Raw genomic sequence first — 22,174 nt, 5'->3', positions numbered from 1 at the left:
CCGGCATACCGGGCTTTTCTATTTTTCCTTTAAAGGGAGGCACTGCTGAAGTTACCGACGCAGACATTGGTCAAAACCCGAATATTCTTCCCACTGCACCGGGAGACAGCAGATCTACGGTCATGAGTAGTGTCAGACCAATCATGACAACAACGGTGATCCAGGCAATAAAATTGAATACCAGACCATTGGTATGGTTACCCATCAGGCTTTTGTCATTGATCAGGAGCAGCATGAAGATGAGAACGAAGGGAAGCACCGTGCCGTTTACCACCTGCGAAATGAACATGATCATGATCAGTGGCACGTCGGGCAGGAGAATGGTAAGCGCGCTGATGACGATGATGATGGTGAAAAGCCAGAAAAACTGGGGCGCCTGCCTGAAATCCTTGTCAATCCCGGACTCCCATCCCATTCCTTCGCAGACGTAGTAGGAAGTGGAAAGGGGGAGGATGCAGGCGGCAAAGAGTGAAGCATTGAACAGGCCGAAGGCGAACAGTGATGATGCATACTCTCCCACCAGGGGTTTAAGGGCGAGAGCGGCATCTGCAGCGGTCTCCACCTTCAGCCCCTGCAGGTTTATGGTGGCGGCGCAGGCAACGACGATGAAAAAGGCGACGACGATGGCCATCAGGCAGCCGATCATGACATCCATCCGGGAAAAGCTGTACTGATCTATGGTTATTCCCTTTTCTACGACGGCGGATTGCTGGTAGAACTGCATCCATGGAGCAATGGTCGTACCGACGACACCGATGAGGGTGATCAGGTAGCCGCTGTCCATGCGGAAACTGGGGACTACCGTTGCCTTGAGTACTGTACCCCATTGGGGGCCGGCCATGAATGCTGCGACAGGGTAGGCTATATAAACCATGCAAGCCACGAGGAAGACCTTTTCCACTACCTTGTAGGAGCCCTTCACCACCAGTAGCCATACCAGGACGGCACTTATGGGGACGGACACATATTTGCTGATGCCGAACAGCTCAAGGCTGGCGGCAATACCGGCGAACTCTGAAACGGAGTTGCCCATGTTGGTGAGCAGGAGGGCGATCATTACATAGAAAGTTACCTTTACGCCGAAGGACTCCCGTATCAGGTCCGACAGCCCCTTGCCCGTCACTGCTCCCATGCGGGCGCACATCTCCTGAATAACAACCAGGGCAATCATGGTCGGGATCATGGCCCAAAGGAGGGTGTAGCCGTAGTGGGCGCCGGCCAGTGAATAGGTGGTTATGCCGCCTGCATCGTTATCCACGTTGCGGTAATTATTCCCGGCCCGAGGATGGCGAGAAAGAGAAAGATGTTCTTTCTGTTCACCTTGCGGATGGGCTTGAACAACTTCGTTATGCTGATGCCGGTAAACATTTATCGTCCAAATCCTTTGAGTTTTCTGATACTGCTAATGGTGGTGATATCGTCTGCGTTTCAGGGCGTAAGGCAGGAACATTTCCAGGACATCGTCAACCGTTACCAACCCTGCCATCTTTTCTTCCTTGTCAAGAACCGGCACAGCTATCAGGTTGTACTTGGCTATGATTTCGAGAATTTCTTCCGGGGTGGATTCAACACCCACTGTCTTCAGATTGGTGGTCATGAGCTTGGAGACAGGCTCTTCCCCATGGGCCAGAATTAATTCCTTCAGACTGATGACCCCCTGTAAGCGCTCTTCCTTATCCACAACATAAATGTAATAGACCGTTTCCACATCAGGGGCCAGAAGCCTTACCACCTTCATGGCATCAGCCACCATCAGCTCGCTGGATACAGACAGAAATTCACTGTTCATAAGTCCGCCGGCGGTATCTTCTTCGTGTTCCATGAGTTCCTGAATATCCTCAGCCTCTTCCTCATCCATCAAACCCAGCAGCTCCTGGGCCTTTTCTTCGGGGAGGTCGCCGAGGACGTCGGCCGCTTCGTCAGGATCCATTTCTTCCAGGATGTCAGAAGCCTGCTCACTGTCCAGCTGGCTGATGATGCGGCTTCTGAGCTCTGGTTCCAGTTCATGAATGGCTTCACCCGCGGTTTCCGTATCCAGTGAGTTCAAAACGGTCTGGATGTTTTTGGCAGGTATTCTGGAGATGATATGGGCAAGGTCGGCAGGGTGAAGTTCCTGCATCTGTTCCCGGGCAACGGTCAGAGTCAGCCGGGACAGGTTCATTTCTAGCAGTTGCACATATTCCCAGCTGATATGCTGGTGTGCCAGCTTGATCTTCATAAGGCTGGCCATTTTTTCCCCGAGGCGTTCATATCCAAGGCGACGCAGCAGCCCTCTGAAGCCGATATCGACGAAGAATATGCAGAGGTGGTCCTTGTAGCTGCCAAGCTTCAGGTCATTGACCCGAACCACCTTCGCCCCGTTGACGTCCACAATCTGTTTGTCGAGGATGTGACGTTTGACGAGGATCTCGTTCTCTCTGGGCAGATATTCGGGAAGATGGCTTGAGGCGCCGGATACGGAAATGACATAACGGTTGAAAAGGGAGATGCGTTTCCATGGCAGGGCCAAAACCCGCGAGCCCTTTTTTACCAGGAGGTGCGAGACTTGGGGAAATACTTCGCCGGGAACCATGATCAGGTCCCATAACTTGCCGATCTCGTGCCCCTGGGTGTTGATGACGGTCTTTCCCAGCACGGTGCTGAGAAAGATCTCGCTCATTATGTCCTTTTGATCCGTATTCACAAGAAAAGGCCCTTTCAGGGAGAAAGGGCCTCATGCGCAAAAGGACACCATTTTCCCCTGGTTTGAGTTTTAGCAGAGCACAACGTAGGTGAACCACCACCAGCTACCTTAGATAAAGCCTTAATCCGACTGAATCTGGTCTACCACATTGGCGTCTTTCGACGTTTCTGGGCAGTAGCTTCTGTTTGTGCTAACGCCTCTTCCTAACGAGGAATTTTTCCTGAAATTTATATGCCCCGAGACATTTTTTGTCAACCGTTTGTTGTCCCTCAGGGCCTGCCAATCTTAATAAGTTTTCTGCATGGGCGTCTCGGCGTTGACACTGCAGTCGTTTGTTGTTACCTTAGGGCAAACTTCCTCTGGAGTCTTCTAATGAAATTTCCGGATTTCGATCCCGTCTTTCTGCGCATCGGTCCCCTTCAGTTCCGCTGGTACGGTCTCATGTACATCATCGGATTCATTGCCGCGTATTTCATAATCAAGGCAGGGGCGAAAAAAAAGCATCTTCCCTTGAGCAAGGATGATGTGGCAGACCTTATTTTCACTGTGGCTCTCGGTGTAATACTGGGTGGTCGTCTGGGCTACATACTTTTCTACGATCTGCAGGTATATCTGGCAAAACCCCTTGAGATATTTGCCGTCTGGCATGGCGGGATGTCCTTCCATGGAGGTCTGCTGGGCGCCATCGCAGCTGGTTTTTATTATATCAGAAAGAAAGGGATCGGCTTCTATCAGATTGCGACATCGGCTTCATAGCCGGGCCCGTCGGTCTTTGTCTCGGCAGGATAGGCAATTTCATCAACGGAGAACTTTATGGACGCGTTACCAACGTGCCATGGGGAGTGGTATTTCCCGGTGCAGGAAATTTGCCGCGTCATCCTTCCCAGTTGTATGAGGCCGTACTGGAGGGTCCACTAATGTTTTCGATACTATGGCTTTTAGGTAGACGGAAACATCCGGAGGGGGCTGTCTTCTGGTCGTTTATCGGTTTGTATGGACTTTTCAGGTTTATCGTTGAGTTCTTCAGGGAGCCGGATGCCAGCTTGGCCTTGTTGCAGGCAGGTTCTCCATGGGACAGTTGCTAAGCTTGCCGATGGCGTTGCTTGGGTGCGGGATGATCGTGTGGCTGTACCTCAGGGCCAAAAGGCATTCCAACTGACTTATTGCAGCTTCTTTTTCATTTCCAGAATGTTGCCGTCGCACATTTTTTTGTAAGACACCGAGTCCATCAGCGATTTTATCATGAAAATGCCGCGACCCCGGTCTTCCAGTTCCTCGAAATTGGGGGGGGGGATGATATTGATATCGAACCCTTGTCCCGAATCGAACACCTTGATTGTCAGCTCGCTTTCACAGATATTGATGATGATGTGCACCAGGTTGTCTGAATCTTCACTGCCGGCATGTTTTATGGCATTTACCATGGCTTCTGTCAGCACAAGATTCAGATGATAGGCCAGCGTATCCCTGTCGCCTGTATATCTGACCAGTTCCTTGGCTATGTCTTCACCGATCCGGCCTATGAGACTCAAGTAGCGGGTCTGATTGGGGACCTTGATATCTACCTCTATCTCGTTTCTTTCCATCTGAGCCTCACATTTAGAAGTTTTCAAGTGCTTCTGCGGTAGAGGGAAATATTTCAAAAACCCTGTGCAACCTGGTCAGTTCGAACATTGATTTTACCTGTGACTGCAGGGTCGAAAGCTTCAGGTTGCCTGATGGGAAATGGCGTTTTTGAATCCGGAGACGAGGGCTCCCAGCCCGGAACTGTCGATGAAGCGAACATCTTTCAGGTCGATGAGCATATTTTTTCGGCCCTGTTCGAAGAGCTTCTGCACCTCGACCTTCAATTCGCCTGAATTATGGGCGTCAAGTCTTTCCTCATTAACATAAATGATCACTATGTCATTCTTTAGTTCAGTCCGCAGATTCATGATGTGCCCCCTCTGAAACGGGATATGATTGTTGTATCATTAATTTCATAGTTTATAACACCGCAGCACCACCTTCAACAAATTGTTTTTAGCTGCGACTCGCTTTTTTGTCAGTCGATCTTCATTATTATCATTGAGATGTCATCTTCCAGTGGTTTAGACCCGGCAAACTGAGTAACTTCAGCCAGCACCTTCTCCATAATTCTGTCGGGTGATTCCTGAGACATTCCATTGAGGATCATGCAGAGCCTGTCCACGCCAAAAAGTTCTCCCTCGTCGTTTTGTGCCTCTATGATACCATCCGTATACAATAGTACCAGATCACCCGCATGCAGTTGAAAAAGCTTTTCTTCGAAGGAAACTGAGCGGTTTATGCCGAGTATGAGCCCTTCTGCATCCAGTTCGATGCAGGCTGATCCTCCCGGTTTCATGATCAATGGCGGGTTGTGACCCGCATTTGCATAGCGGAGAAGTCTGGTGCCTGCATCGTAACTGGCATAAAACATGGTGATGAACAGTTCCGCCCTGGTCAAGTCCTCATACAGTAGCCCATTCAGCGAGGCAAGGACTTCACTGCTGGATGTGGTCAGTGGTACCTGTGCCCTGAGAACGCTACGTGTCTCGACCATGATCAGTGCGGCCCCCACACTGTGTCCGGAAACATCGGCGATTATCAGGTCAACCATGTCTTTGCCACGAACAAAGAAATCGTAATAATCACCACCCACATGTGCGGCAGGAACGCAGCAACTGGCAAAGCGCACCCCCGGCAGGTCGGGGGGGGAAGCGGGCAGCAGTGAAAGCTGTATCTGTTTGGCAATCTCCATGTCCCGTACCACCCGTGCGTTTTCCAACAGGGCTGCCTCTTTCTGTTGCCGTTCCTTCTCCTTTGCTTCACGCTCCGAAACAATCCTGACTGCCTGGGCAAGCTGGCCGGCAAGGCTTCCCAGCAGTTGGAGGAAAGGTTCGGTGAATAATCCGATGATTGACTTGGAGAATACCGAGAGTATGCCGACCGGCGGTTCACCTTCGCTGGCGATGGGAATGTGGGCGAAGGATTTTATCCCTTCACGTTCCATGATCTCCCTTGATTTCTGCTTGGTCAGGTATCGGGTGTCGTTGACAAATTCGGTTCTGTTGCTGAGAAATGCCTCCCCGATGTGGGTATCTATCTCAGGAACCCAGTTGTTCTTCGTTATCTGCTGATCTTCCGGTCCGAGATAGGCAGTGACAGTCAAGATGCCTTTTTCGTCCACTAGCCTGATTATGCAAAGATCGAATTTGAACTCCTTCTGCAACAATTCCAACAGGTCTTTCATGATGATTTTCAGATCCAGGGAGCGGTTCATGATCTCCGATGCCCTGAGCCTGACGAAAAGCGCCTCTCTGCTCTGGTCGAGGGAGGTGCGGACAGTGCTGAATATGTCGTAGACCGATTCCATCTTCGAACCGACGTCGGTGAGATAGCTTTCGACAACGGCCCCCGCCGCTGCAGCGCCAAGGGAACCGGCCAAAGTCTTTTCAATGAAGCGCTTCAGGTCGGGAAGCTCGAACTCTGAAACTCCACCCCGGCTGTCGATCTCCCTGTTGCCTATGTAGTCGCTGATTGCAGCATGGGCCTGGCTTCACCGATAAATTTCGCCATCAGGTTTACGAACTGCAGAATGGTCACCGGCTTGGAAAGTCGCTTGGTTTCCCATCGAGCCTTGCCCCTTTCGGGGGATAAGACATCAATGAATCTCCTTGCCTGCTCCTGCTCTTTTTCGTCCTGATCTGTCAGGATGGAGAGAATCAGATATGTGCCCAAGTTGAAAAAGAGGCTCCAGAACAGGGCATGACTCCACATGTCGAACCCGGTAAGGCCGAAGAGCTCAGTGGGCCTCAGAAAGCGGAGCCCGAACGGTCCGTTGGTCATGATGTCGCTGTTCCACCATCCCGATCTTATAAATGAAGGAACCAGCAGGGTGTAAAACCAGACGATAAAGCCGAGGAACATACCGGTGAGGGCGCCGACTTTGTTGCCACGGTGCCAGTAGAGGCCGCCGAGCACGGCAGGGGCGAACTGGGCGGCGGCGGCAAAGGAAATGAGCCCCATGGTCACAAGCATATAGGTCTCGCCGACGATATTCTGATAGAAGTAGCCGAGAAAGACCACCAGGAAGATCCCGCCCCTCTTGGTGTTGATGAGCAGCTCAGGAAACCAGGTTCGCGGTTTCAGTCTTATTACGATCGGCATGATGACATGATTGAGCAGCATGGTTGAAATGGTGATCGATTCAACCATCACCATGCCGGCGGCTGCGGAAAAACCACCAATATAGGCAATGAGCGCTATCCACTGGTTTCCTGTCTGTAAAGGGATAGTCAGGACGAAGTAATCTGAATTGAGATTGCTGCCGGTGATGAGAATGCCCCCCATTGCGATGGGCATGACGAAGATGTTGATCAGAAACATGTAGAAGGGGAAAAGCCACATGGCTTTGGTGATGTGTTTTTCTGAAGAGTTCTCTATGGCCATTATCTGAAACTGTCTCGGGAGAAACATGATAGCTCCCATTGACAGATACAGCATGGTGAACAGGGTTGTATAGGAGGTTTCCTGTTCATCACCTAAGGTTATCAGGTGTTCAGTAAGGACAGGATCTTTCATGTACATGCGTTGGAAAATGTCGCCGATGCCGTCAAAGAGGAAATAGGTGACAAAGATGCCGACGGTGAGAAAAGCAACTAGTTTGACAATGGATTCAACTGCAATGGCTGCAACCATCCCCTCATGACGTTCCGATGACACGAGATGCCGGGCGCCGAAAATGACGCTGAAAGCAGCCAGTATCAGGCGGAAAAAAAGCCTGGGTGGGGTGAGGGGAGGGAAATGCTGTCCATGAAACGCAGATGGAAATCCGGATGGCCGGTCAGGATGGAAAAGGCGCTGGAAACAGCTTTGAGTTGCAGTGCGATGTAGGGCATTATACCGGTAATGGAGATGATGGTAACCAGTGCGCCCAACCACTGGGACTTGCCGTAGCGAGAGCTGACGAAGTCGGCCAGTGATGTGGTGTTGTTTTCTTTGGTTACCCGGATGATCTTGCGTAGCAGAAACCACCAGGAAAAGGCTGTCAGTGAAGGCCCCAGATAGATGAGTATGAAATCCAGACCGGTTGTGGCTGCCTTGCCTACGCTGCCGTAAAAGGTCCAGGATGTGGCATAAACGGCGATTGAAAGAGAATAGACAACTGCATTGGAGGTAATGCTTTGGCCTGCTCTCTGCCTTTTGTCAGCCAGGTAAGCTACCAGAAAGAGGAGAGCTATGTAGAGGATTGATATCCCCCAGACCAGTTCGGCACTGACCATTAACTGCGCCCCTTGTGGTTGTTGTTTTTGTCGGCAAAATGATTTGCTTTGGTGAAAAGGAAGATGACAAAGATGGAGATGAGCCAACCCAGTTGCAAATAAAGGTAAAGAAGAGGCAGGTCAAAGAAGTAAATCGGCTTGTTGAAAATGGATATAAAGGGATAATTCATCATGATGATCCCCAGAATGAAAAAGATCACCCATGACTCTCTGGTCCGCAGACTCAGCAAAAGCAACTGTTTGAGTTTCATGCGCATTGGATCAGCTCCAGTTTACCGAGAAGATGATCGATATTATCCAATAAAGGGGCGGAACTATCAATGGGAATTATTTTCCCTTCATTTTCTTCCAACGGCTGAAACTCTGACTTTTGCCGGTGGAACAGATCCCATCTGCCGTCGGATAATGCCAGAGGGTCCTTCTCGCGCTGCATAAGGCGCTTTTTGGTAATGTGATCGGGGCAAGACAATGAGATAATAATGAAATCAACGCCCAGTTTTTCTGCCACAAGTCTGAACGCCAAACGATCTGACCTGCGTCGGAATGTGGCATCGACGATGATGCTGCTTCCTGCAGCCAGGGCGTGTTCACTGCGAATAAGAAGTTCTTTGTAGGTTGCATCTGTCCAGCTTTGGCTATATATCCCTTCACCGTAGTCACTTCTGTCCTTTGCCGATTCGGCAATTTCTTTTCTTATGGCATCCGAAACAGTGGTTTCAAGTCCCAATTCCAATGCCAGTGCCTTGGTCAATGAGCTTTTGCCGCTCCCCATCAGGCCACAGGTTATGAAAAGCGCAGGCTTAAGTCGTTGCCGCAACTGGTAGCCCCGTGCCAGGTGGAAATAAAGGCTTGCCTTTTGTCCGGCCAACTCTTTTTCCCCCGCAGGAATCTCCGGTTCTTGCAATTTGAAGCTTTCCACCTTGCCCCGGACAACGGCACGATAGGTCTTGTAGAAATCAATCAACGCCGTCAGTCCCTTGTCCCCGGTCTGCAACAGGTATTCATCCAGCAGAACATCACCCAGGTTGCTCTTTCTGTTGTAGTCCAGGTCCATGAGCAGAAAAGCCAGATCTGAAGCTGTGTCACAGCAACGGAATCGTTTATTGAACTCAATGCAATCAAAAATGCAGACTGTATCAGTGAGGCATATATTCTCTGAGTGTATGTCTCCGTCACATTCCCTGATGAAGCCTTTTTCGATTCTTTCCAGAAACAGGCGCCGGTTCTGGTCAATGAAGCTGCTTACCCATGACTTGAGAAACTGCAGCTGACACCCTGAAATCGAAATGCCGATAAACCTCTGCAACTGCTGAAAATTTTCTTCCCAGTTGTAAATTATGCTGTCGAGGCTGCCATAGCCATCTGTTTCAGGGTTACGTTCTGCAGCCCTGTGAAAATCTGCAATAGTCGCTGCAATGCGACGCATGTCCATTTCCGAAACATTATTTTCCCTGAGTAGGACATGCAGCATTCGCTCTTCCGGCAGTCTTTTCATCTTTACGGCATAGTCGATGATCCTGCCTTCTCCGTCGATGACAATTCCTGACCGGGTTTTCCTGATCTCTACAACACCCAGATAAATATCTGGACAGAGACGACGATTCAGACGGACTTCTTCCTGGCAGTAAAAGCGCCGTCGATCCATGGTGGTAAAATCGAGAAAACCGAAATTGACCGGTTTTTTTATCTTATAGACATAATGGTCGGTTATAAGAAGAAATGACACATGGGTCTGGAGGAGTTTTACTGAGGATGTTTTTTCAGGGAAGGCTCGCAGATTCAACAATGATCTTATCCACTTTTGAGCCATTGGCAGTCCTTAAGTTTCTGATTTCATTTGCAAATGGTATCACATTAACCCTGCATGGCAACCGGCGAAGAATGATAAAGTTTGTTTGACGCTATTCCCTATTTATGTTAGCTTTTCATGTGCTGCTAATTCTCCACCGCGGCAGGTGGCGCTTATAAAAACGTCTAGTCGAATGCCATCCATATGACCTTATCCAGAGACTGTTTCTTAACCGGAAAGTATTACATGAAAAATAAGTTTTACCTCATCCTTCCCTTGCTCTTCACCATCTTCCGGGATGCGCTGCCAATCATGCCCAGACCCCACCGTCCCCTCAGCCACAGACCGGCCAGCCGTCAATTAATATAATTGAATCACGAGCCAGGTACATTTTCTCCCTGTCCCGTCTCCATCTCCTGGAAGGTGACCTGGACGGAGCTCTGTCACTTCTGCAGGCAGCTGCCGAGGCAGACCCGCAGGCGGCTTATATTCATAAGGCCGAAGCCCAGATTTATCTGCAGATGAACCGTTACCAGGATGCCCTGCAAGCCTGTGAAAAGGCCATAAAACTCGATCCTGAGTTTGCCGAGGCCCAGATTCTTGCCGGAAATATCCTGGTGGCACTGCAACGTGACAAGGATGCCATACCCTATTACAAGAAAGCCATAGAGCTTGAACCTGCCAAGGAAGACATCTATCTTCATCTGGCCATTGCTATTTGAAAACATTTGAATATGAGGGTGCTGTCAATACACTGAAAGCACTGATAAAGGTTTCACCCGATTCTGCGTTGGGCTATTACTATCTGGGAAAAACATATGACCAGATGAAACTGTCCAATGAAGCGATCAAGTATTACAAAAAAGCAGTCGAGTTGAAACCTGACTTTGACCAAGCATTTATTGATCTTGCTATTACCCAGGAAATGCAAGGTCTGACAAAGGATGCCATCAATGCCTATAAGGAACTGCTGAAGATAAATCCTGTCAATTACACAGTTGTCCAGCATCTGGTACAGCTCTATATACAGAATAAAGATATGGAGTCAGCTCTGATACTGTTGCAGGATATGGCGAGGAATAATATCGGAGGGCAGGAATCCCACCGCAAGCTGGGACTAATCCTGCTTGAAATGGAACGTTACGAGGATGCGATTACCGAGTTCTGCGACATTCTGCGCCAAGATCCGGAGGCCTACCAGGTCAGGTACTATCTGGCATCCACCTATGAGGAAATGGAAGATTTTGAAACAGCCATAGAAGAATTTAAAAAAAATCCCGACTTCATCGACTTATTATTATGACGCAGTTGGGCATCTGGCGTATCTGTACAAGGAAATGGGCCAGGAAGCAAAGGGAATACAGATTCTCAAGGAATCCATTGCTGAGCAACCGACCAAGATTGAGCTTTATCTGAATCTGGCTGGACTTTATGAGTCCATGGATCGTTTTGTTGACGGTCTGCAGGTGCTTTCCGAGGTTGATGACAGATTTCCCAACGACCCGCGTCTCAATTTCCGCATGGGTGTTCTCTATGACAAGATTGGCAACAAGGATGCTTCAATCGCCCGGATGAAGAAGGTTTTACAGTTGACGCCAAATGATGTGCAGGCATTGAACTACCTGGGCTATACCTATGCGGAACTGGGTGTCAACCTTGATGAGGCACTGCAGTACCTGAAAAAGGCTTCTTCGCTACGGCCTGACGACGGCTTCATCATTGACAGTCTGGGCTGGGTCTATTTCAAGATGAAGCATTACGATCAGGCGGTGCGACAACTGGAGCGGGCAGTGGAACTGGTGGATGACGATGCCACTGTTATCAGTCACCTGGCAGATGTCTACTATGCAAAAAAAGAGTACCGCAAGGCCCTGGCCGGATTCCGCCGCGCCCTGAAACTTGAACCCGACAACAGAAGCATTGCCGAAAAAATAAAAAAAATAATGGCGGAGACCGGTGAAAAATGAGGATCGGCCCGATAGTCTTTCTCTGGCTGTTATTTTTCACCCTCCTTGTATCCTGCACGGATAAAAAATTACCAGAAACCACCGCCAGGGACGCCGGTACCCCCGCATACGGAGACGCCATCATTATCGGCTCCATCGGCGAACCTTCCACGCTTGTTCCCATCCTGGCTTCTGATTCCGCTTCCCGTGATATTGCCGCACTGATCTACAACGGCCTTGTCAGGTATGACAAGAACCTGAAACTGGAGGGGGAACTTGCCGAATCATGGGATGTTTCCAGGGACGGTCTGACCATTACCTTTCATCTGCGCAAAGGGGTAACCTGGCATGACGGGCATCCCTTTACCTCCCGTGATGTCCTTTATACCTATCGAGTGACCATAGATCCGAAAACGCCCACAGCCTATGCCGAAAATTTCAAGCAGGTGAAGCGGGCCGAGGCATTAGATCCCTACACCTTCCGTGTCACCTACGACAAGCCCTTCGCGCCTGCCTTGGAATCATGGGATCAATCAATTCTTCCTGCCCACCTGCTGGAAGGGAAGGATATAACCAAAAGTGAGCTGAGCCGCAATCCTGTCGGAACCGGTCCCTACAAGTTCAAGGAGTGGACTGCCGGCCAGCAGTTGGTTTTGGAATCCAACCACCACTACTTTGAAGGGCGGCCGCGGATCGACCGTTACGTCTACCGCATCATTCCCGACAGCTCAACCATGTATATGGAACTGAAGGCCGGGGGGCTTGATTACATGGGACTGAGCCCGGTGCAGTACCAGCGGCAGACCGATACACCCGAATTTCTCTCCAGGTTCAACAAGTACAGGTATCCCGCTTCGGTCTATACTTATCTGGGCTATAATCTGCGCCATCCGCTGTTTCGGGACAAAAGGGTGCGGCAAGCCATGTCCTCGGCCATCAATAAGGACGAGATCATTCAAGGGGTCCTGCTCGGCATGGGGCAGGTGGCCCATGGCCCATACAAGCCGGGTACCTGGCCCCATAAAACAGATATCGGTGATTTTGACTACAATCCTGACCGGGCACGAAAGCTTCTGGCCGAGGCGGATGGCAATTAAATTCAGCCGGCATGCTGGTAAAAGACGGCAAGCCCTTTTCCTTCACCATCCTTACCAATCAGGGAAACGACCTGCGCCTGAAGACCGCTCTGATCATCCAGCAGCGCCTGAAAGCCGTCGGCATCAATGTTAAGGTCAGGGTGGTGGAGTGGGCGTCGTTCCTGAAGAATTTCATCGACAAGGGTGATTTCGAGGCGATTATCATGGGGTGGTCCATTCCCCCCGACCCAGACCTTTTCGATGTCTGGCATTCCAGCAAGACCGGCCCCAGAGAGCTCAATTTCATCGGTTTCAAAAACAGAGAAGTCGATCAGCTCATTGAAGAAGGACGCTCCACATTCGATTTGAAGGAGCGCAAGCGCTGCTATTTCCGCATCCAGGATATCCTGGCCGAAGAGCAGCCCTATACCTTCCTCTATGTGCCCGATGCACTGCCCACCGTTAATGCCCGTTTTCGCGGGATAGAACCGGCGCCGGCAGGAATCATGTATAATTTCATCAGGTGGTATGTTCCAAAGGAGGAGCAACTCTACTGATGATCTACTATCTTGCAAAGCGTATATTGCTGATGATACCGCTGCTTATCGGTATTACCGTCATTACCTTCGGCGTCATCCACCTTACCCCTGGTGAACCGGTGGAGATGCAGGTGGCCATGAATCCCAAAGTGTCAGCTGAGACCAGGGACCGCTTGCGGAAATACTACGAGCTGGACAAGCCGATCCATGTCCAGTATTACCGATGGGTATCCCGTCTGGCCCGCCTGGATTTCGGCAACTCTTTCTCCCCCGATGGCCGGCCGGTGGCGACCAAGATCCGGGAAAGACTGCCAATCACCATCAATCTGAACATCATCTCGCTGATCCTTGAATTTGCCCTGGCCATACCTATCGGTGTCATGGCTGCGATCCACCGCAATGGGCCTCTCGACCGCTGGACAACGGTTTTCGTCTTCCTCGGCTTTGCGACACCGCTGTTTTGGCTCAGCCTGATCCTCATGTACCTGTTTGGCATCAAGCTTGGCTGGCTGCCCATTTCAGGTCTTCATTCCCTCGGTTATGCAACCCACGGCTTCTGGTGGCAGTTGTGGGACCTGGCCAAACATCTTGTCCTGCCGGTCAGTGTCGCCACCTTCGGCAGTCTGGCCGGGTTGTCAAGGTACATGAGGAGCGGCATGATCGATACCCTCGGCCAGGATTACATCACCACCGCCAGGGCAAAAGGGCTTTCCGAGCGGACGGTGGTTTATAAGCACGCCCTGCGTAACGCCCTGCTGCCGGTGATAACCCTGCTGGGCCTCTCTGTGCCTGGCCTGATCGGCGGCAGTGTCATTTTCGAGAGCATCTTTTCCATCCCTGGCATGGGACAACTCTTCTATCAGGGGGTGATGGCACGGGACTATCCGCTGGTCATGGGGATACTCGTCATCGGTGCGGTCCTGACCCTGCTCGGCAATCTTTTGGCTGATGTGGGCTACGCACTGGCCGACCCGCGCATCCGTCACGGGCGAGGGGGGGGATTATGACCAGGCGGGATAGTTACATGCGGGATGTCGTCTGGAGGCGCTTCCGAGGAAACCCCTTGGCACTTTCCGGTGCTTGGTAGTCTTCTTCATGTTCCTCATTTCCTTTTTGGCAACGGCGATAACCCCCTATCAGCCGAACACGCTCGACGCCTACCACGTGCTCCTGCCTCCCTCCACCAGCCATTGGTTCGGCACCGATGATCTGGGGCGCGATGTCTTCAGCCGCATGGTCTTTGGCGCCAGGGTTTCCCTCAAGGTCGGCTTTGTCGCCATCGGCATTGCCACGGTTATTGGCACCGTCGTCGGGCTTATTGCCGGTTACTATGGCGGCTGGGTCGACAGTCTGCTCATGCGCTTCGTCGACATCATGCTCTGTTTCCCCACCTTCTTTCTCATTTTGGCCATAGTGACCATTCGGGAACCCTCCATACTGAACATCATGCTCATCATCGGTTTTACCGGATGGATGGGGGTCTCCCGACTGGTGCGGGCAGAGGTCCTTTCCCTCCGGGAACGCGATTTCGTCCTGGCCGCGCGTGCCATCGGCTGCTCGGACCTGCGCATCATTTTTCGACACATTTTGCCCAATGCCATAGGTCCGGTGTTGGTTTATGCCACACTGGGCATTGCCGCTGCCATTCTTACCGAATCTTCCCTGTCTTTTTTAGGGATTGGCGTTCAACCCCCCGAGCTAGCTGGGGTAACATTCTGGCCTCCGGTAAGGAATTTCTCGAATTTGCCTGGTGGCTTTTTCTCTTTCCCGGATTGGCCATCACCATTACCACCCTATCCTATTACCTGGTGGGGGAGGGAATCAGAGATGCCCTTGACCCGCGAAACAAGTGGTGATTAACTAAAAATGAGGTTGCCATGGCTGAACGATGTGATGAATGTTTTGAAAATTTACAGCTGGATAAAAATTCCTTTAATCTGGGCACGTTGGAGGACGAACTGCGCGTTGACGGACTATGCAAAGATCTTCTCCTTCGCTTTTATGAAGAAACCTGTGCCCAGGGCATTGATGCGGCAGAAGCAACGACACTGGCTTCTTCCGCAGATTATTTCATCCGCGATTTCATCGTGGCCATAAAACAATTGAACATCTTCAGCGAACGTCCAGGCCTGGTCCGGCAATTTGCCGGGAATTGGTACATCGTCAACACCCTTGAGCCCCGCGACGCCGAAATAGATCGTCATCTGCAGGGGATACGTTCTTTCTACCGTTTTCTGCACGGACACGGGCTGATTACATTTCAATACCTGCAGACCATCGAGAAGGAGTGTGACGACCGGGATTTCTATGCAGGTCGCATAGATTCATTCTGGGACATACAGGGAGACGGCTACGGAGAATGGGAACGCCAGTGTACCCTGAAAGATCAACCTAATTCGCCTTAAGAGGAGGTACAGCCATGGGGAGATTTCACTTCTTTTTTCTGTCTCTGCTTCTGCTGTTTATTGGTAACGGCTGTGCTGTCAACCCGGAGAGAGTCGGCGGTTTCAACCTCATCTCCGTGGAAGAAGAGAAACAGCTGGGTGAAAAATTTGCCGCAGAGATCGAGAAGGAGCAAAAGGTAGTAAAAGACCCGGAGGTCCAGGCCTATATCAACAGGATTGGCGAAAAGCTTCTGACCGGCGTGGAGAAAGTGGAGTTCCCCTATACCTTCAAGGTTGTCAAGGATGACAACATCAATGCCTTTGCCATTCCGGGCGGTCACACCTATGTCAATACCGGCCTTATCAAGGCTGCCGAAAGTGAGGACGAGCTGGCGGCCGTCATGGCCCATGAGATCAATCACGTTGTCGCCCGGCATTCCACCAGGCAGCTGACCCAGCAGTACGGTTACTCACTTCTTCTACAGCTGGTGCTTGGCCAGGACCCGAACCTGCTGGCCCAGCTTGCCTCGCAGCTTTTCGGCAAGGCCGGGTCATTATACTACAGTCGCGGCATGGAGAGCCAGGCCGACTACCTGGGAGTCAAAACCATGTACAATGCGGGGTACAACCCTGCGGGGATGGAAAAGTTCTTCCAGAAACTCCAGGCCGAGAACAAACAAGAGCCGGGAAAACTGACTAAATTTCTCTCCTCGCACCCCTTGACTTCGGAGCGCATCCAGAACGTCAAGGCGGAGATCGGCAAACTTCCTCCAAAGCCTTTCGGAGCTTCGCAGGCATCCCCCGAATTTTCCAGAATCAAGGCAAAGTTACAGCAGCAATGATGGAGAAGGGGCAGCGATCTGGCCGCTCTGCCCGACAGGTTATCGATGACCTGTCGGGCAGGTTGATGCTCAGGGTTTGATAAGCTGTTTCAGGTTTTCCACGAGGTCGCGAAGGACATCGTAGCCGTTCTGCCAAAAATCCGGAGCTGACAGGTCTATGCCGGCCGATCTTACCGTATCTGCCGGTGATCGGGAGCCGCCACTGGCGAGGATCTCCCGGTAAACGGGAATGAAGGCCTCTCCTTCAGACAGATATCTTTGGTAGAGAGAGAGGACGAGCAGCTCGGCAAAAGTATAGGAATAGCAGTAGAATCGGGCGTGGATGAAGTGGGAAATATAGCTCCACCCCCAGCGATACGCATCGATCATCTCCACAGAATCCCCAAATAGCCGGGCATTTTCCTCCCACCACAGCTCGCAAAGCCTTGTCGCTGTCAGAAGCCCGTTCTGCCGTTCCAGATGCATACGTTCCTCGAACCGGGTGAGGACGTTCTGCCGGAACGTGGTGGCAATTATATCCTCAATCTGGGCGCAGAGCAGGGCGATCTTCACCTGCGGGTCGCTCTCTTCCTCTAGCAGGTGGCGGGTGAGCAGCATTTCGCCAAAGACGGAAGCCGTTTCCGCCAGGGGAAGGGGGGCATGGTAATTGACCATGGTCTGACGCTGTGCCAGGGTGAAGTGAATGCCGTGCCCCAATTCATGGGCAATGGTGGCCACATCGCGCAGATTTCCGGTAAAGTTGAGCAGGACGTAGGGTGAAAGAGCAGGCGTCATCCCCATGCAGAAGGCGCCACCGCTTTTCCCCGGCCGCGGCAGGGCATCTACTCGACCCTCATGGAAAAAAGCGGCAGCCATATCCCTAAAATCCGGTGAAAACCGCCCGTATGCTGCCAATGCCAGATCGCGGGCTTCATCGAAGGTATATCTCTTGTCTGTTTCCCCCAGTGGTGCGTAGACGTCGGTATTTTTCAGCTTGTCCATCTTCAGCAGCTTTGCCTTGATGCGAAAGTATTCCTGGGCCAGCGGGTAGTTTGCTTCCGAGACCGACATTAACCGGTTCACAACCTCAGCAGGAATTTCATTGCCCAGATTGGTGGGTTCCATGGAATGCCGATAGCTGCGGAGTTCTTGATCCTGGCCGTGATCCAGTGCCACTGTGTTGAAAACCGTGGAAAAGACAATGGCCTGCTCTTCATGACGCTTGAGAAAGATCGTAAAGGCCCGCTCTCTGACCGAAGCTTGTGGATGATGCAGCAGTCCCAGCAGTTCCTCGCCGGTAAGTTCCTGTTCTTCACCTTCAAGCTCCAATTTGTAACGGAAAGAAGCCGATATTTCGTCAAAAAGCCGGGAGAAGGCTTCTGTACCGGTCAGGCTCTTCTGCTTCAGGAGGGTTTCTTCCCGCTCCGGCAGCATGTGCGGCCGGAACTTGCGCTGGCTTTCCATGTAATGGCGGTAGTTGGCCAGCCGTTCATCGGCAGCCAGAGCAGAAAAAGCCGGCTCCTCCAGCTGAATGATCTCCAGATCGAAAAAGAGGACCTCTCTGCTCATCTGATTGCCGAATTCAGCAGCCTTTTGCGAAAGACGCTTATTGACTTCGTCCTCGGAATCGGCGGCAAAGAGCAAATGGGCATAAAGCTGCGGTTTGACGATCAATTCTTCCAGTTCTTCGTATTCCTTAAGGGCCTGCAGCAAACCAGCCCCGTCAAGGCTCGCAACCTTGCCCCGATAACGCTCTCGGAAGTCCATGGCCTTAGCCGTCGCCTTTTGGAAATCGTTATCCAGCTCAGCCGACTGTGGGCCAGGGTAGAGGGTGTGCGTCTTCCAGATGAGTGCGTCCAGGTTCTTTTGTTCCATTGATTTCTCCGGAAATGAGATGGAAAAGGAGTACTATTACGTTTCATCCTGTTCAATTGGATGGTAGTCTATGGTGGGTGGCCTGTCAAGAAAGCTCCTGCCATGAAAAATTTCAGCATCTAATGGAGATTGATGATGATACGAAAAAAACTTCTTTTGGTGCCAGTTCTGCTGTTTGCTCTTATTCTTCCTATTCTCAGCAATGCCAGCGCGGAAACTCTTTTCGAACAGTCCATGAGCAAATTGAAAGTGCACCTGAAAAAGGCAACAGTCGATGACTATACCTTTGTTGTCCTCGGTGACAGCCGGGACAATGACGCTGTCTTCAGAAAAGTGTTGGCAAAGGCGACGCAATATAAACCCCTGTTCATACTCCACCTGGGAGATTACTCCGACCGGGGAAGCCTCAAAGAGACCGAGCAGTTTCTCTCGCTCTTAAAAGACACGGTTCCTGACGTGCCGCTTTTTGTCGTGCCCGGCAATCATGAGAATCTGCAGGTTTTCCTGGACAAGATCGGGCCCCTGCATTTTACGCTGGAAGACTCCAGGCTTGGTTTCAAGTTAATCGCGCTGGACAATTCCGCCTATGAGCTTAAAAAAGCTGAGCTGGATTACCTGCGGGAGCAATTGAAGGCAAAGCCTGCCAACACCTTTCTTGCCATGCATGTGCCGCCAAAGACAAAGAAGTGGGACTGGCATACTTTCAGCAAAGGGGCAGCAGAGCTGGAGAAAATAACCACCGGCAGCAGTATTGACGGAATCTTCTTCGCCCACGTGCATCTTTATGCCAGAGACGAATTTAACGGCATTCCCCACATCATCACCGGAGGAGCAGGCGCACCACTGGTCAGGCTTCTCTTTCCAGGCGAGCCTGTTTATCACTTTTTGCTTGTCAGAGTGAATAAGGGTAAGGCGGTTACGGAGATGATCCGGGTGGAAGAATGATCGGTCGGCGGGCGTCACCAGGCGGCCCTTCAGCAGAATTTCGGGAAGATTTGCCAGGTCACAGCATGAGGATTTTTTCCCTGAAGATGAGGATTTCAAAAGCGAGCACGGCCTTGGCCAGAAGTCTGTGCAGCTCCATGAACCGTTCACCAAGCTCCTTTTCTCCTCCGTCAACATAAAGGATCATCACCACCCGGCCTGAGACGATCAGGGGGAGCAGCAGGGCGGCAGAAGGCTTCTCTCCCCCCATGCCGCTAATCATGACCATATTCTCAGCGGTATCGGGAATCGAGCCCAGATAATAGGCCATACCGTCAGTCACCGTCTTCAGCACCGATTGACCCATGAAAGGAATTACCACCTTGCCGAAGTCGCGGATTCCCTCACCCCTGTTGATACCTTTCCAACCGAAGGCAGCGTCACCTCTGATGACGAACAAGGCAACCCGCTTGAACTCCTGACTCAGGTAACCCACAAGGGTATCGGCAATTTCTTCCCGGTCATCCACCTTGGCCAGTGTCTGGGAAACCAGATCAATGGAGTAGTGACCGACCCGCCGCACCAATTCCTCATTATCGACAATTTCAACCTCTTGCAGATGATCTTCTTCGACGCTTCGGGTGCTGTCGTTTTTGCAGCCTCCGGGGCAGCGGCAGGTGCTGACTCTGTTGCTGCCGGTTTTTCATCAGTGGCCTTTTTTAGCTGAAGGCAGGACTTTGGGTTTTTCAGCCGGTTTTTCATGCTCTATGCGTTGCAATATCTGCAGATAGCGCCGGTCCACTTCATAATCGTAGTATTTACCCAGTGCTTGCATTAGACGTAGCTCCGGTGCCGCAACCGGATTGATGATGAAACCGGTCGTGAAGGAGAGCTCATCGATGGCCTTCAGATCGGCAGGATCGGACATGACAAGATACAGTCGTTTTTTATCCCGATGAATGGGAATAACACCATAGGTCAGCGCCAGTTCTTTCGGGATAAGCTCGATTATTTCAGGGGAGATGTTAAGCAGTCGATCGGCCCCGACAAAGGGGACGGCAAGTTTCTTGCCCAGGAAGCGAGCCAGGTCTTCTTCCTTTAAATATCCCAATTCTATAAGGCTGGTGCCGATCTTTCCACCATAAAGAACGCGGTTCTTCAAGGCTTCTTCGAACTGCTCCTTGTTGATAAGGTCGGCATTAAGCAACATGTCCAAAAGTGTAATGCCCATGGGATCTCCTTCAGGAAAAAATAGGCAGATAGTTATTCAGCTTATACGTTCAAACTCCCCGCCGTCGATCGATGACATTGTCTGCAAGGTTAAACGGATTTTTTCGGCCCGCTTCAAGCGTTTGATCTCTATCTCCCTTTTTCCGGCGCTGCTTCTGGAATGTCCCGACTCCACGTAAACCAATTTCTTTGGGGGATGAAGACGGAAATATTTTGCACCCCGGCCTGCGGCATGGTCCCTGAACCTTCGTGTTATGTCGGTGGTGATTCCGGTGTAGAGGGAACTGTCCAAGCACTGAATTATATAAACATGCCACTGCATAATTTTCGTTATTTCAGCGGCTACCAGTTTTCGCCCAAAAGCTCGAAATGGGCCTGTGGGTGATTGCATGCCGGGCATTTGTCCGGGGCGTCGGTGGAGTTTTCGTGGATGTAGCCACAGTTGCGGCATCGCCAGACGACCGGCTGTCCTTTTTTGAAAACCCGATTGTTGGCAATGTTGGCTTTCAGAGCCAGGTACCGTTTCTCGTGTTGTTTTTCCGCGACGGCGATGGCCATGAAGATGTCGGCAATCTCGAGGAATCCTTCCTCTCTGGCCACTTTGGCAAAGCCGGGATACATCTGGGTGTGCTCGTAGTTCTCGCCGCCAGCTGCCTCTTCCAGGTTCTCCAAAGTGGTTCCGATGACACCGGCGGGAAATGCTGCTGTAATCTGGACCTCTCCACCTTCCAAAAGCTTGAACAGCCGCTTTGCATGCTCCTTCTCCTGGTTTGCCGTCTCTTCGAAAATATCGGCGATCTGAACGAAGCCTTCATTCTTCGCTTTGGAAGCAAAGTAGGTATAGCGGTTGCGTGCCTGGCTCTCACCGCAGAAAGCGGTGAGTATATTCTTTTCCGTCTGTGTTCCCTTGATGGTCATGATCGGTTTCCTCCTTCGTGATTAGTTCGCTGCATTGTAGCATAACCGCGACCGAATTCAACGGTAGTGGTCGTGGCAGCAGCCTCTTTTTGCCTTTGGGAATCTCTTGGGATTGGAAAAAAATCCATAGGTGAGATGATGCGGTGGGACCGGACGCGTCGCCCGGTCCCACGTTGACGGTACTACTTGTTGTGTCCTCGTCCTTTACCCTTGCCTTTGCCTTTGCTGTGGTCCGAAGCGCCACCACCGGGGGTGCCGGTAAAGGATAGATTGCCGCTCTTCAGGGCATGGAACTCTGGCGAACCGGGTTTTATGCCCAGTTCCTTGGCCATTACGCCCCATCCCTTGCTCTTTTTGGCCTTGTATGTCTGGAGAACCGTATCCGGTTTGGCCTGCGCCATCTGGCTCAGTTGCAGGACCATGAAGGCGTCGGCGGGAGCGGCCACCGTACTGAGGATCTGCTCCACCTGGGGAACCGGCACGCCGAACTGTGCGCCAAGCTTGACGTTGAAGGCGCCCAGGTCCGCTTTGGCCTGAACGTTGAGGCTGGAAAGAAAGTCATCCAGTCCTGCGTGGGCCACGGCAGCCATGCCTGTGACTAAAAGAAAGAGAGATGCTACGACGGTCCTTTTCATTGCGTTACCTCCCGATGAAAATGTTGCCGAACCCGTCAGAGATTCGGCTGCCCCCTATATACACCCAAA

The 22,174-nt window shown here is 51.4% G+C and carries 23 protein-coding genes, 3 pseudogenes and 1 riboswitch; of the genes and pseudogenes, 10 read left to right on the top strand and 16 right to left on the bottom strand.

Annotated elements, in window-relative coordinates; translation table 11 throughout:
- Positions 1 to 70: 70 nt before the first annotated feature.
- From JCM15764_RS06710 to JCM15764_RS06705, 3 genes are read right to left on the bottom strand one after another with little or no spacing between them, the layout of a single operon-like run.
- Complete coding sequence (locus tag JCM15764_RS06710; protein ID WP_243688506.1) at positions 71 to 1,258, bottom strand: Nramp family divalent metal transporter; 1,188 nt, start codon at positions 1,256 to 1,258, stop codon at positions 71 to 73.
- On the bottom strand, positions 1,234 to 1,368 hold the full coding sequence (locus JCM15764_RS29390; protein WP_279384314.1) for a hypothetical protein: 135 nt from the start codon (positions 1,366 to 1,368) through the stop codon (positions 1,234 to 1,236). The genes JCM15764_RS06710 and JCM15764_RS29390 overlap by 25 nt, the downstream gene beginning before the upstream one ends.
- A gap of 34 nt (positions 1,369 to 1,402) precedes the next feature.
- Complete coding sequence (locus JCM15764_RS06705) at positions 1,403 to 2,659, bottom strand: magnesium transporter (protein ID WP_054694010.1); 1,257 nt, start codon at positions 2,657 to 2,659, stop codon at positions 1,403 to 1,405.
- A gap of 72 nt (positions 2,660 to 2,731) precedes the next feature.
- Positions 2,732 to 2,901: riboswitch (M-box (ykoK) riboswitch) on the bottom strand.
- A 154-nt stretch (positions 2,902 to 3,055) separates the two neighbouring features.
- On the opposite strand from JCM15764_RS06705, the pseudogene lgt reads away from it, so the two are divergent.
- Positions 3,056 to 3,842, top strand: a pseudogene (lgt, locus tag JCM15764_RS06700) (prolipoprotein diacylglyceryl transferase).
- 1 nt (position 3,843) lies between these two features.
- On the opposite strand, the gene JCM15764_RS06695 reads toward lgt, so the two are convergent.
- From JCM15764_RS06695 to JCM15764_RS06675, 7 genes are all read right to left on the bottom strand, one after another.
- The gene (locus JCM15764_RS06695) at positions 3,844 to 4,269 is read right to left on the bottom strand and encodes an ATP-binding protein (protein WP_054693864.1); all 426 of its coding nucleotides are present in this window, start codon (positions 4,267 to 4,269) and stop codon (positions 3,844 to 3,846) included.
- 120 nt (positions 4,270 to 4,389) lie between these two features.
- Positions 4,390 to 4,617, bottom strand: a complete 228-nt coding sequence (locus JCM15764_RS06690) for an STAS domain-containing protein (RefSeq protein WP_279384313.1) — start codon at positions 4,615 to 4,617, stop codon at positions 4,390 to 4,392.
- A gap of 110 nt (positions 4,618 to 4,727) precedes the next feature.
- On the bottom strand, positions 4,728 to 6,131 hold the full coding sequence (locus tag JCM15764_RS22225; RefSeq protein WP_243688505.1) for a GAF domain-containing SpoIIE family protein phosphatase: 1,404 nt from the start codon (positions 6,129 to 6,131) through the stop codon (positions 4,728 to 4,730).
- 77 nt (positions 6,132 to 6,208) lie between these two features.
- Positions 6,209 to 7,384: an SLC5/6 family protein gene (locus JCM15764_RS22220; protein ID WP_243688504.1), complete on the bottom strand. Its 1,176-nt coding sequence runs from the start codon at positions 7,382 to 7,384 to the stop codon at positions 6,209 to 6,211.
- A gap of 65 nt (positions 7,385 to 7,449) precedes the next feature.
- Positions 7,450 to 7,968: a sodium:solute symporter family transporter gene (locus JCM15764_RS22215; RefSeq protein WP_243688503.1), complete on the bottom strand. Its 519-nt coding sequence runs from the start codon at positions 7,966 to 7,968 to the stop codon at positions 7,450 to 7,452.
- Entirely contained in the window at positions 7,968 to 8,225 is a 258-nt protein-coding gene (locus JCM15764_RS06680) for a hypothetical protein (protein ID WP_012648109.1), read from the bottom strand. Before JCM15764_RS06680 ends, JCM15764_RS22215 begins: the two co-directional genes overlap by 1 nt.
- Positions 8,216 to 9,694: a bifunctional aminoglycoside phosphotransferase/ATP-binding protein gene (locus JCM15764_RS06675; protein ID WP_243688502.1), complete on the bottom strand. Its 1,479-nt coding sequence runs from the start codon at positions 9,692 to 9,694 to the stop codon at positions 8,216 to 8,218. Before JCM15764_RS06675 ends, JCM15764_RS06680 begins: the two co-directional genes overlap by 10 nt.
- Positions 9,695 to 10,116: 422 nt before the next feature.
- Here JCM15764_RS06675 and JCM15764_RS30595 point away from each other — a divergent pair, with 422 nt between their 5' ends.
- The 8 genes and pseudogenes from JCM15764_RS30595 to JCM15764_RS06645 all read left to right on the top strand — a co-directional run bounded on the left by JCM15764_RS30595 (position 10,117) and on the right by JCM15764_RS06645 (position 16,544).
- On the top strand, positions 10,117 to 10,479 hold the full coding sequence (locus JCM15764_RS30595; RefSeq protein ID WP_369412276.1) for a tetratricopeptide repeat protein: 363 nt from the start codon (positions 10,117 to 10,119) through the stop codon (positions 10,477 to 10,479).
- A complete protein-coding gene (locus JCM15764_RS22200) occupies positions 10,476 to 11,060 on the top strand; it encodes a tetratricopeptide repeat protein (RefSeq protein ID WP_243688500.1) in 585 nt (194 codons plus the stop codon). The genes JCM15764_RS30595 and JCM15764_RS22200 overlap by 4 nt, the downstream gene beginning before the upstream one ends.
- A 34-nt stretch (positions 11,061 to 11,094) precedes the next feature.
- Entirely contained in the window at positions 11,095 to 11,724 is a 630-nt protein-coding gene (locus JCM15764_RS22195) for a tetratricopeptide repeat protein (RefSeq protein ID WP_243688499.1), read from the top strand.
- A pseudogene (locus JCM15764_RS06665) lies at positions 11,721 to 13,336 on the top strand (peptide-binding protein). Before JCM15764_RS22195 ends, JCM15764_RS06665 begins: the two are co-directional and overlap by 4 nt.
- A complete protein-coding gene (locus tag JCM15764_RS06660; protein ID WP_054693858.1) occupies positions 13,336 to 14,325 on the top strand; it encodes an ABC transporter permease in 990 nt (329 codons plus the stop codon). Before JCM15764_RS06665 ends, JCM15764_RS06660 begins: the two are co-directional and overlap by 1 nt.
- Positions 14,322 to 15,174, top strand: a pseudogene (locus JCM15764_RS06655) (ABC transporter permease). The gene JCM15764_RS06660 and the pseudogene JCM15764_RS06655 overlap by 4 nt, the downstream one beginning before the upstream one ends.
- Before the next feature lie 21 nt (positions 15,175 to 15,195).
- Positions 15,196 to 15,723, top strand: coding sequence for a hypothetical protein (locus tag JCM15764_RS06650; RefSeq protein ID WP_054693855.1), 528 nt, complete (start codon positions 15,196 to 15,198; stop codon positions 15,721 to 15,723).
- A gap of 14 nt (positions 15,724 to 15,737) precedes the next feature.
- A complete protein-coding gene (locus JCM15764_RS06645) occupies positions 15,738 to 16,544 on the top strand; it encodes a M48 family metallopeptidase (protein WP_054693853.1) in 807 nt (268 codons plus the stop codon).
- Positions 16,545 to 16,613: 69 nt separating this feature from the next.
- On the opposite strand, the gene JCM15764_RS06640 is transcribed toward JCM15764_RS06645, so the two are convergent.
- A complete protein-coding gene (locus tag JCM15764_RS06640; protein WP_054693850.1) occupies positions 16,614 to 18,398 on the bottom strand; it encodes a M3 family oligoendopeptidase in 1,785 nt (594 codons plus the stop codon).
- Between the two features lie 132 nt (positions 18,399 to 18,530).
- On the opposite strand from JCM15764_RS06640, the gene JCM15764_RS06635 reads away from it, so the two are divergent.
- Positions 18,531 to 19,343 (top strand): metallophosphoesterase family protein, encoded by an 813-nt coding sequence (locus JCM15764_RS06635; protein WP_054693847.1) that lies wholly within the window; start codon positions 18,531 to 18,533, stop codon positions 19,341 to 19,343.
- A 58-nt stretch (positions 19,344 to 19,401) separates the two neighbouring features.
- Here the strand turns inward: JCM15764_RS06635 and JCM15764_RS06630 are convergent, their stop codons facing one another.
- From JCM15764_RS06630 to JCM15764_RS06610, 5 genes are all read right to left on the bottom strand, one after another.
- The gene (locus tag JCM15764_RS06630; RefSeq protein ID WP_054693844.1) at positions 19,402 to 19,905 is read right to left on the bottom strand and encodes a hypothetical protein; all 504 of its coding nucleotides are present in this window, start codon (positions 19,903 to 19,905) and stop codon (positions 19,402 to 19,404) included.
- A 123-nt stretch (positions 19,906 to 20,028) separates the two neighbouring features.
- On the bottom strand, positions 20,029 to 20,553 hold the full coding sequence (locus JCM15764_RS06625; protein ID WP_054693839.1) for a GspE/PulE/PilB domain-containing protein: 525 nt from the start codon (positions 20,551 to 20,553) through the stop codon (positions 20,029 to 20,031).
- A 36-nt stretch (positions 20,554 to 20,589) separates the two neighbouring features.
- Positions 20,590 to 20,874, bottom strand: coding sequence for a GIY-YIG nuclease family protein (locus JCM15764_RS06620; RefSeq protein ID WP_054693836.1), 285 nt, complete (start codon positions 20,872 to 20,874; stop codon positions 20,590 to 20,592).
- A gap of 20 nt (positions 20,875 to 20,894) precedes the next feature.
- The gene (gene rbr / locus JCM15764_RS06615) at positions 20,895 to 21,470 is read right to left on the bottom strand and encodes a rubrerythrin (RefSeq protein ID WP_279384312.1); all 576 of its coding nucleotides are present in this window, start codon (positions 21,468 to 21,470) and stop codon (positions 20,895 to 20,897) included.
- 182 nt (positions 21,471 to 21,652) lie between these two features.
- Positions 21,653 to 22,105, bottom strand: a complete 453-nt coding sequence (locus tag JCM15764_RS06610; protein ID WP_054693830.1) for a hypothetical protein — start codon at positions 22,103 to 22,105, stop codon at positions 21,653 to 21,655.
- Positions 22,106 to 22,174 lie beyond the last annotated feature (69 nt).

Origin of the sequence: Geotalea toluenoxydans JCM 15764 (assembly GCF_001311985.1) — a bacterium.
GTDB classification, from domain to species: Bacteria; Desulfobacterota; Desulfuromonadia; order Geobacterales; family Geobacteraceae; genus Geotalea; species Geotalea toluenoxydans.
This window is presented reverse-complemented; position numbering and strand designations above follow the sequence as displayed.

Coding starts and splice junctions, on each gene's coding strand:
- JCM15764_RS06620 (WP_054693836.1), bottom strand. CDS start 20,874: ATGCAGTGGCATGTTTATATAATTCAGTGCTTGGACAGTTCCCTCTAC.
- JCM15764_RS06705 (WP_054694010.1), bottom strand. CDS start 2,659: ATGAGCGAGATCTTTCTCAGCACCGTGCTGGGAAAGACCGTCATCAAC.
- JCM15764_RS29390 (WP_279384314.1), bottom strand. CDS start 1,368: ATGTTTACCGGCATCAGCATAACGAAGTTGTTCAAGCCCATCCGCAAG.
- JCM15764_RS22195 (WP_243688499.1), top strand. CDS start 11,095: ATGGGCCAGGAAGCAAAGGGAATACAGATTCTCAAGGAATCCATTGCT.
- JCM15764_RS06690 (WP_279384313.1), bottom strand. CDS start 4,617: ATGAATCTGCGGACTGAACTAAAGAATGACATAGTGATCATTTATGTT.
- rbr (WP_279384312.1), bottom strand. CDS start 21,470: ATGACCATCAAGGGAACACAGACGGAAAAGAATATACTCACCGCTTTC.
- JCM15764_RS22215 (WP_243688503.1), bottom strand. CDS start 7,968: ATGGTCAGTGCCGAACTGGTCTGGGGGATATCAATCCTCTACATAGCT.
- JCM15764_RS06660 (WP_054693858.1), top strand. CDS start 13,336: ATGATCTACTATCTTGCAAAGCGTATATTGCTGATGATACCGCTGCTT.
- JCM15764_RS06695 (WP_054693864.1), bottom strand. CDS start 4,269: ATGGAAAGAAACGAGATAGAGGTAGATATCAAGGTCCCCAATCAGACC.
- JCM15764_RS06625 (WP_054693839.1), bottom strand. CDS start 20,553: ATGGGCATTACACTTTTGGACATGTTGCTTAATGCCGACCTTATCAAC.
- JCM15764_RS06645 (WP_054693853.1), top strand. CDS start 15,738: ATGGGGAGATTTCACTTCTTTTTTCTGTCTCTGCTTCTGCTGTTTATT.
- JCM15764_RS06610 (WP_054693830.1), bottom strand. CDS start 22,105: ATGAAAAGGACCGTCGTAGCATCTCTCTTTCTTTTAGTCACAGGCATG.
- JCM15764_RS22220 (WP_243688504.1), bottom strand. CDS start 7,384: ATGGTTGCAGCCATTGCAGTTGAATCCATTGTCAAACTAGTTGCTTTT.
- JCM15764_RS06680 (WP_012648109.1), bottom strand. CDS start 8,225: ATGCGCATGAAACTCAAACAGTTGCTTTTGCTGAGTCTGCGGACCAGA.
- JCM15764_RS06635 (WP_054693847.1), top strand. CDS start 18,531: ATGATGATACGAAAAAAACTTCTTTTGGTGCCAGTTCTGCTGTTTGCT.
- JCM15764_RS06650 (WP_054693855.1), top strand. CDS start 15,196: ATGGCTGAACGATGTGATGAATGTTTTGAAAATTTACAGCTGGATAAA.
- JCM15764_RS06640 (WP_054693850.1), bottom strand. CDS start 18,398: ATGGAACAAAAGAACCTGGACGCACTCATCTGGAAGACGCACACCCTC.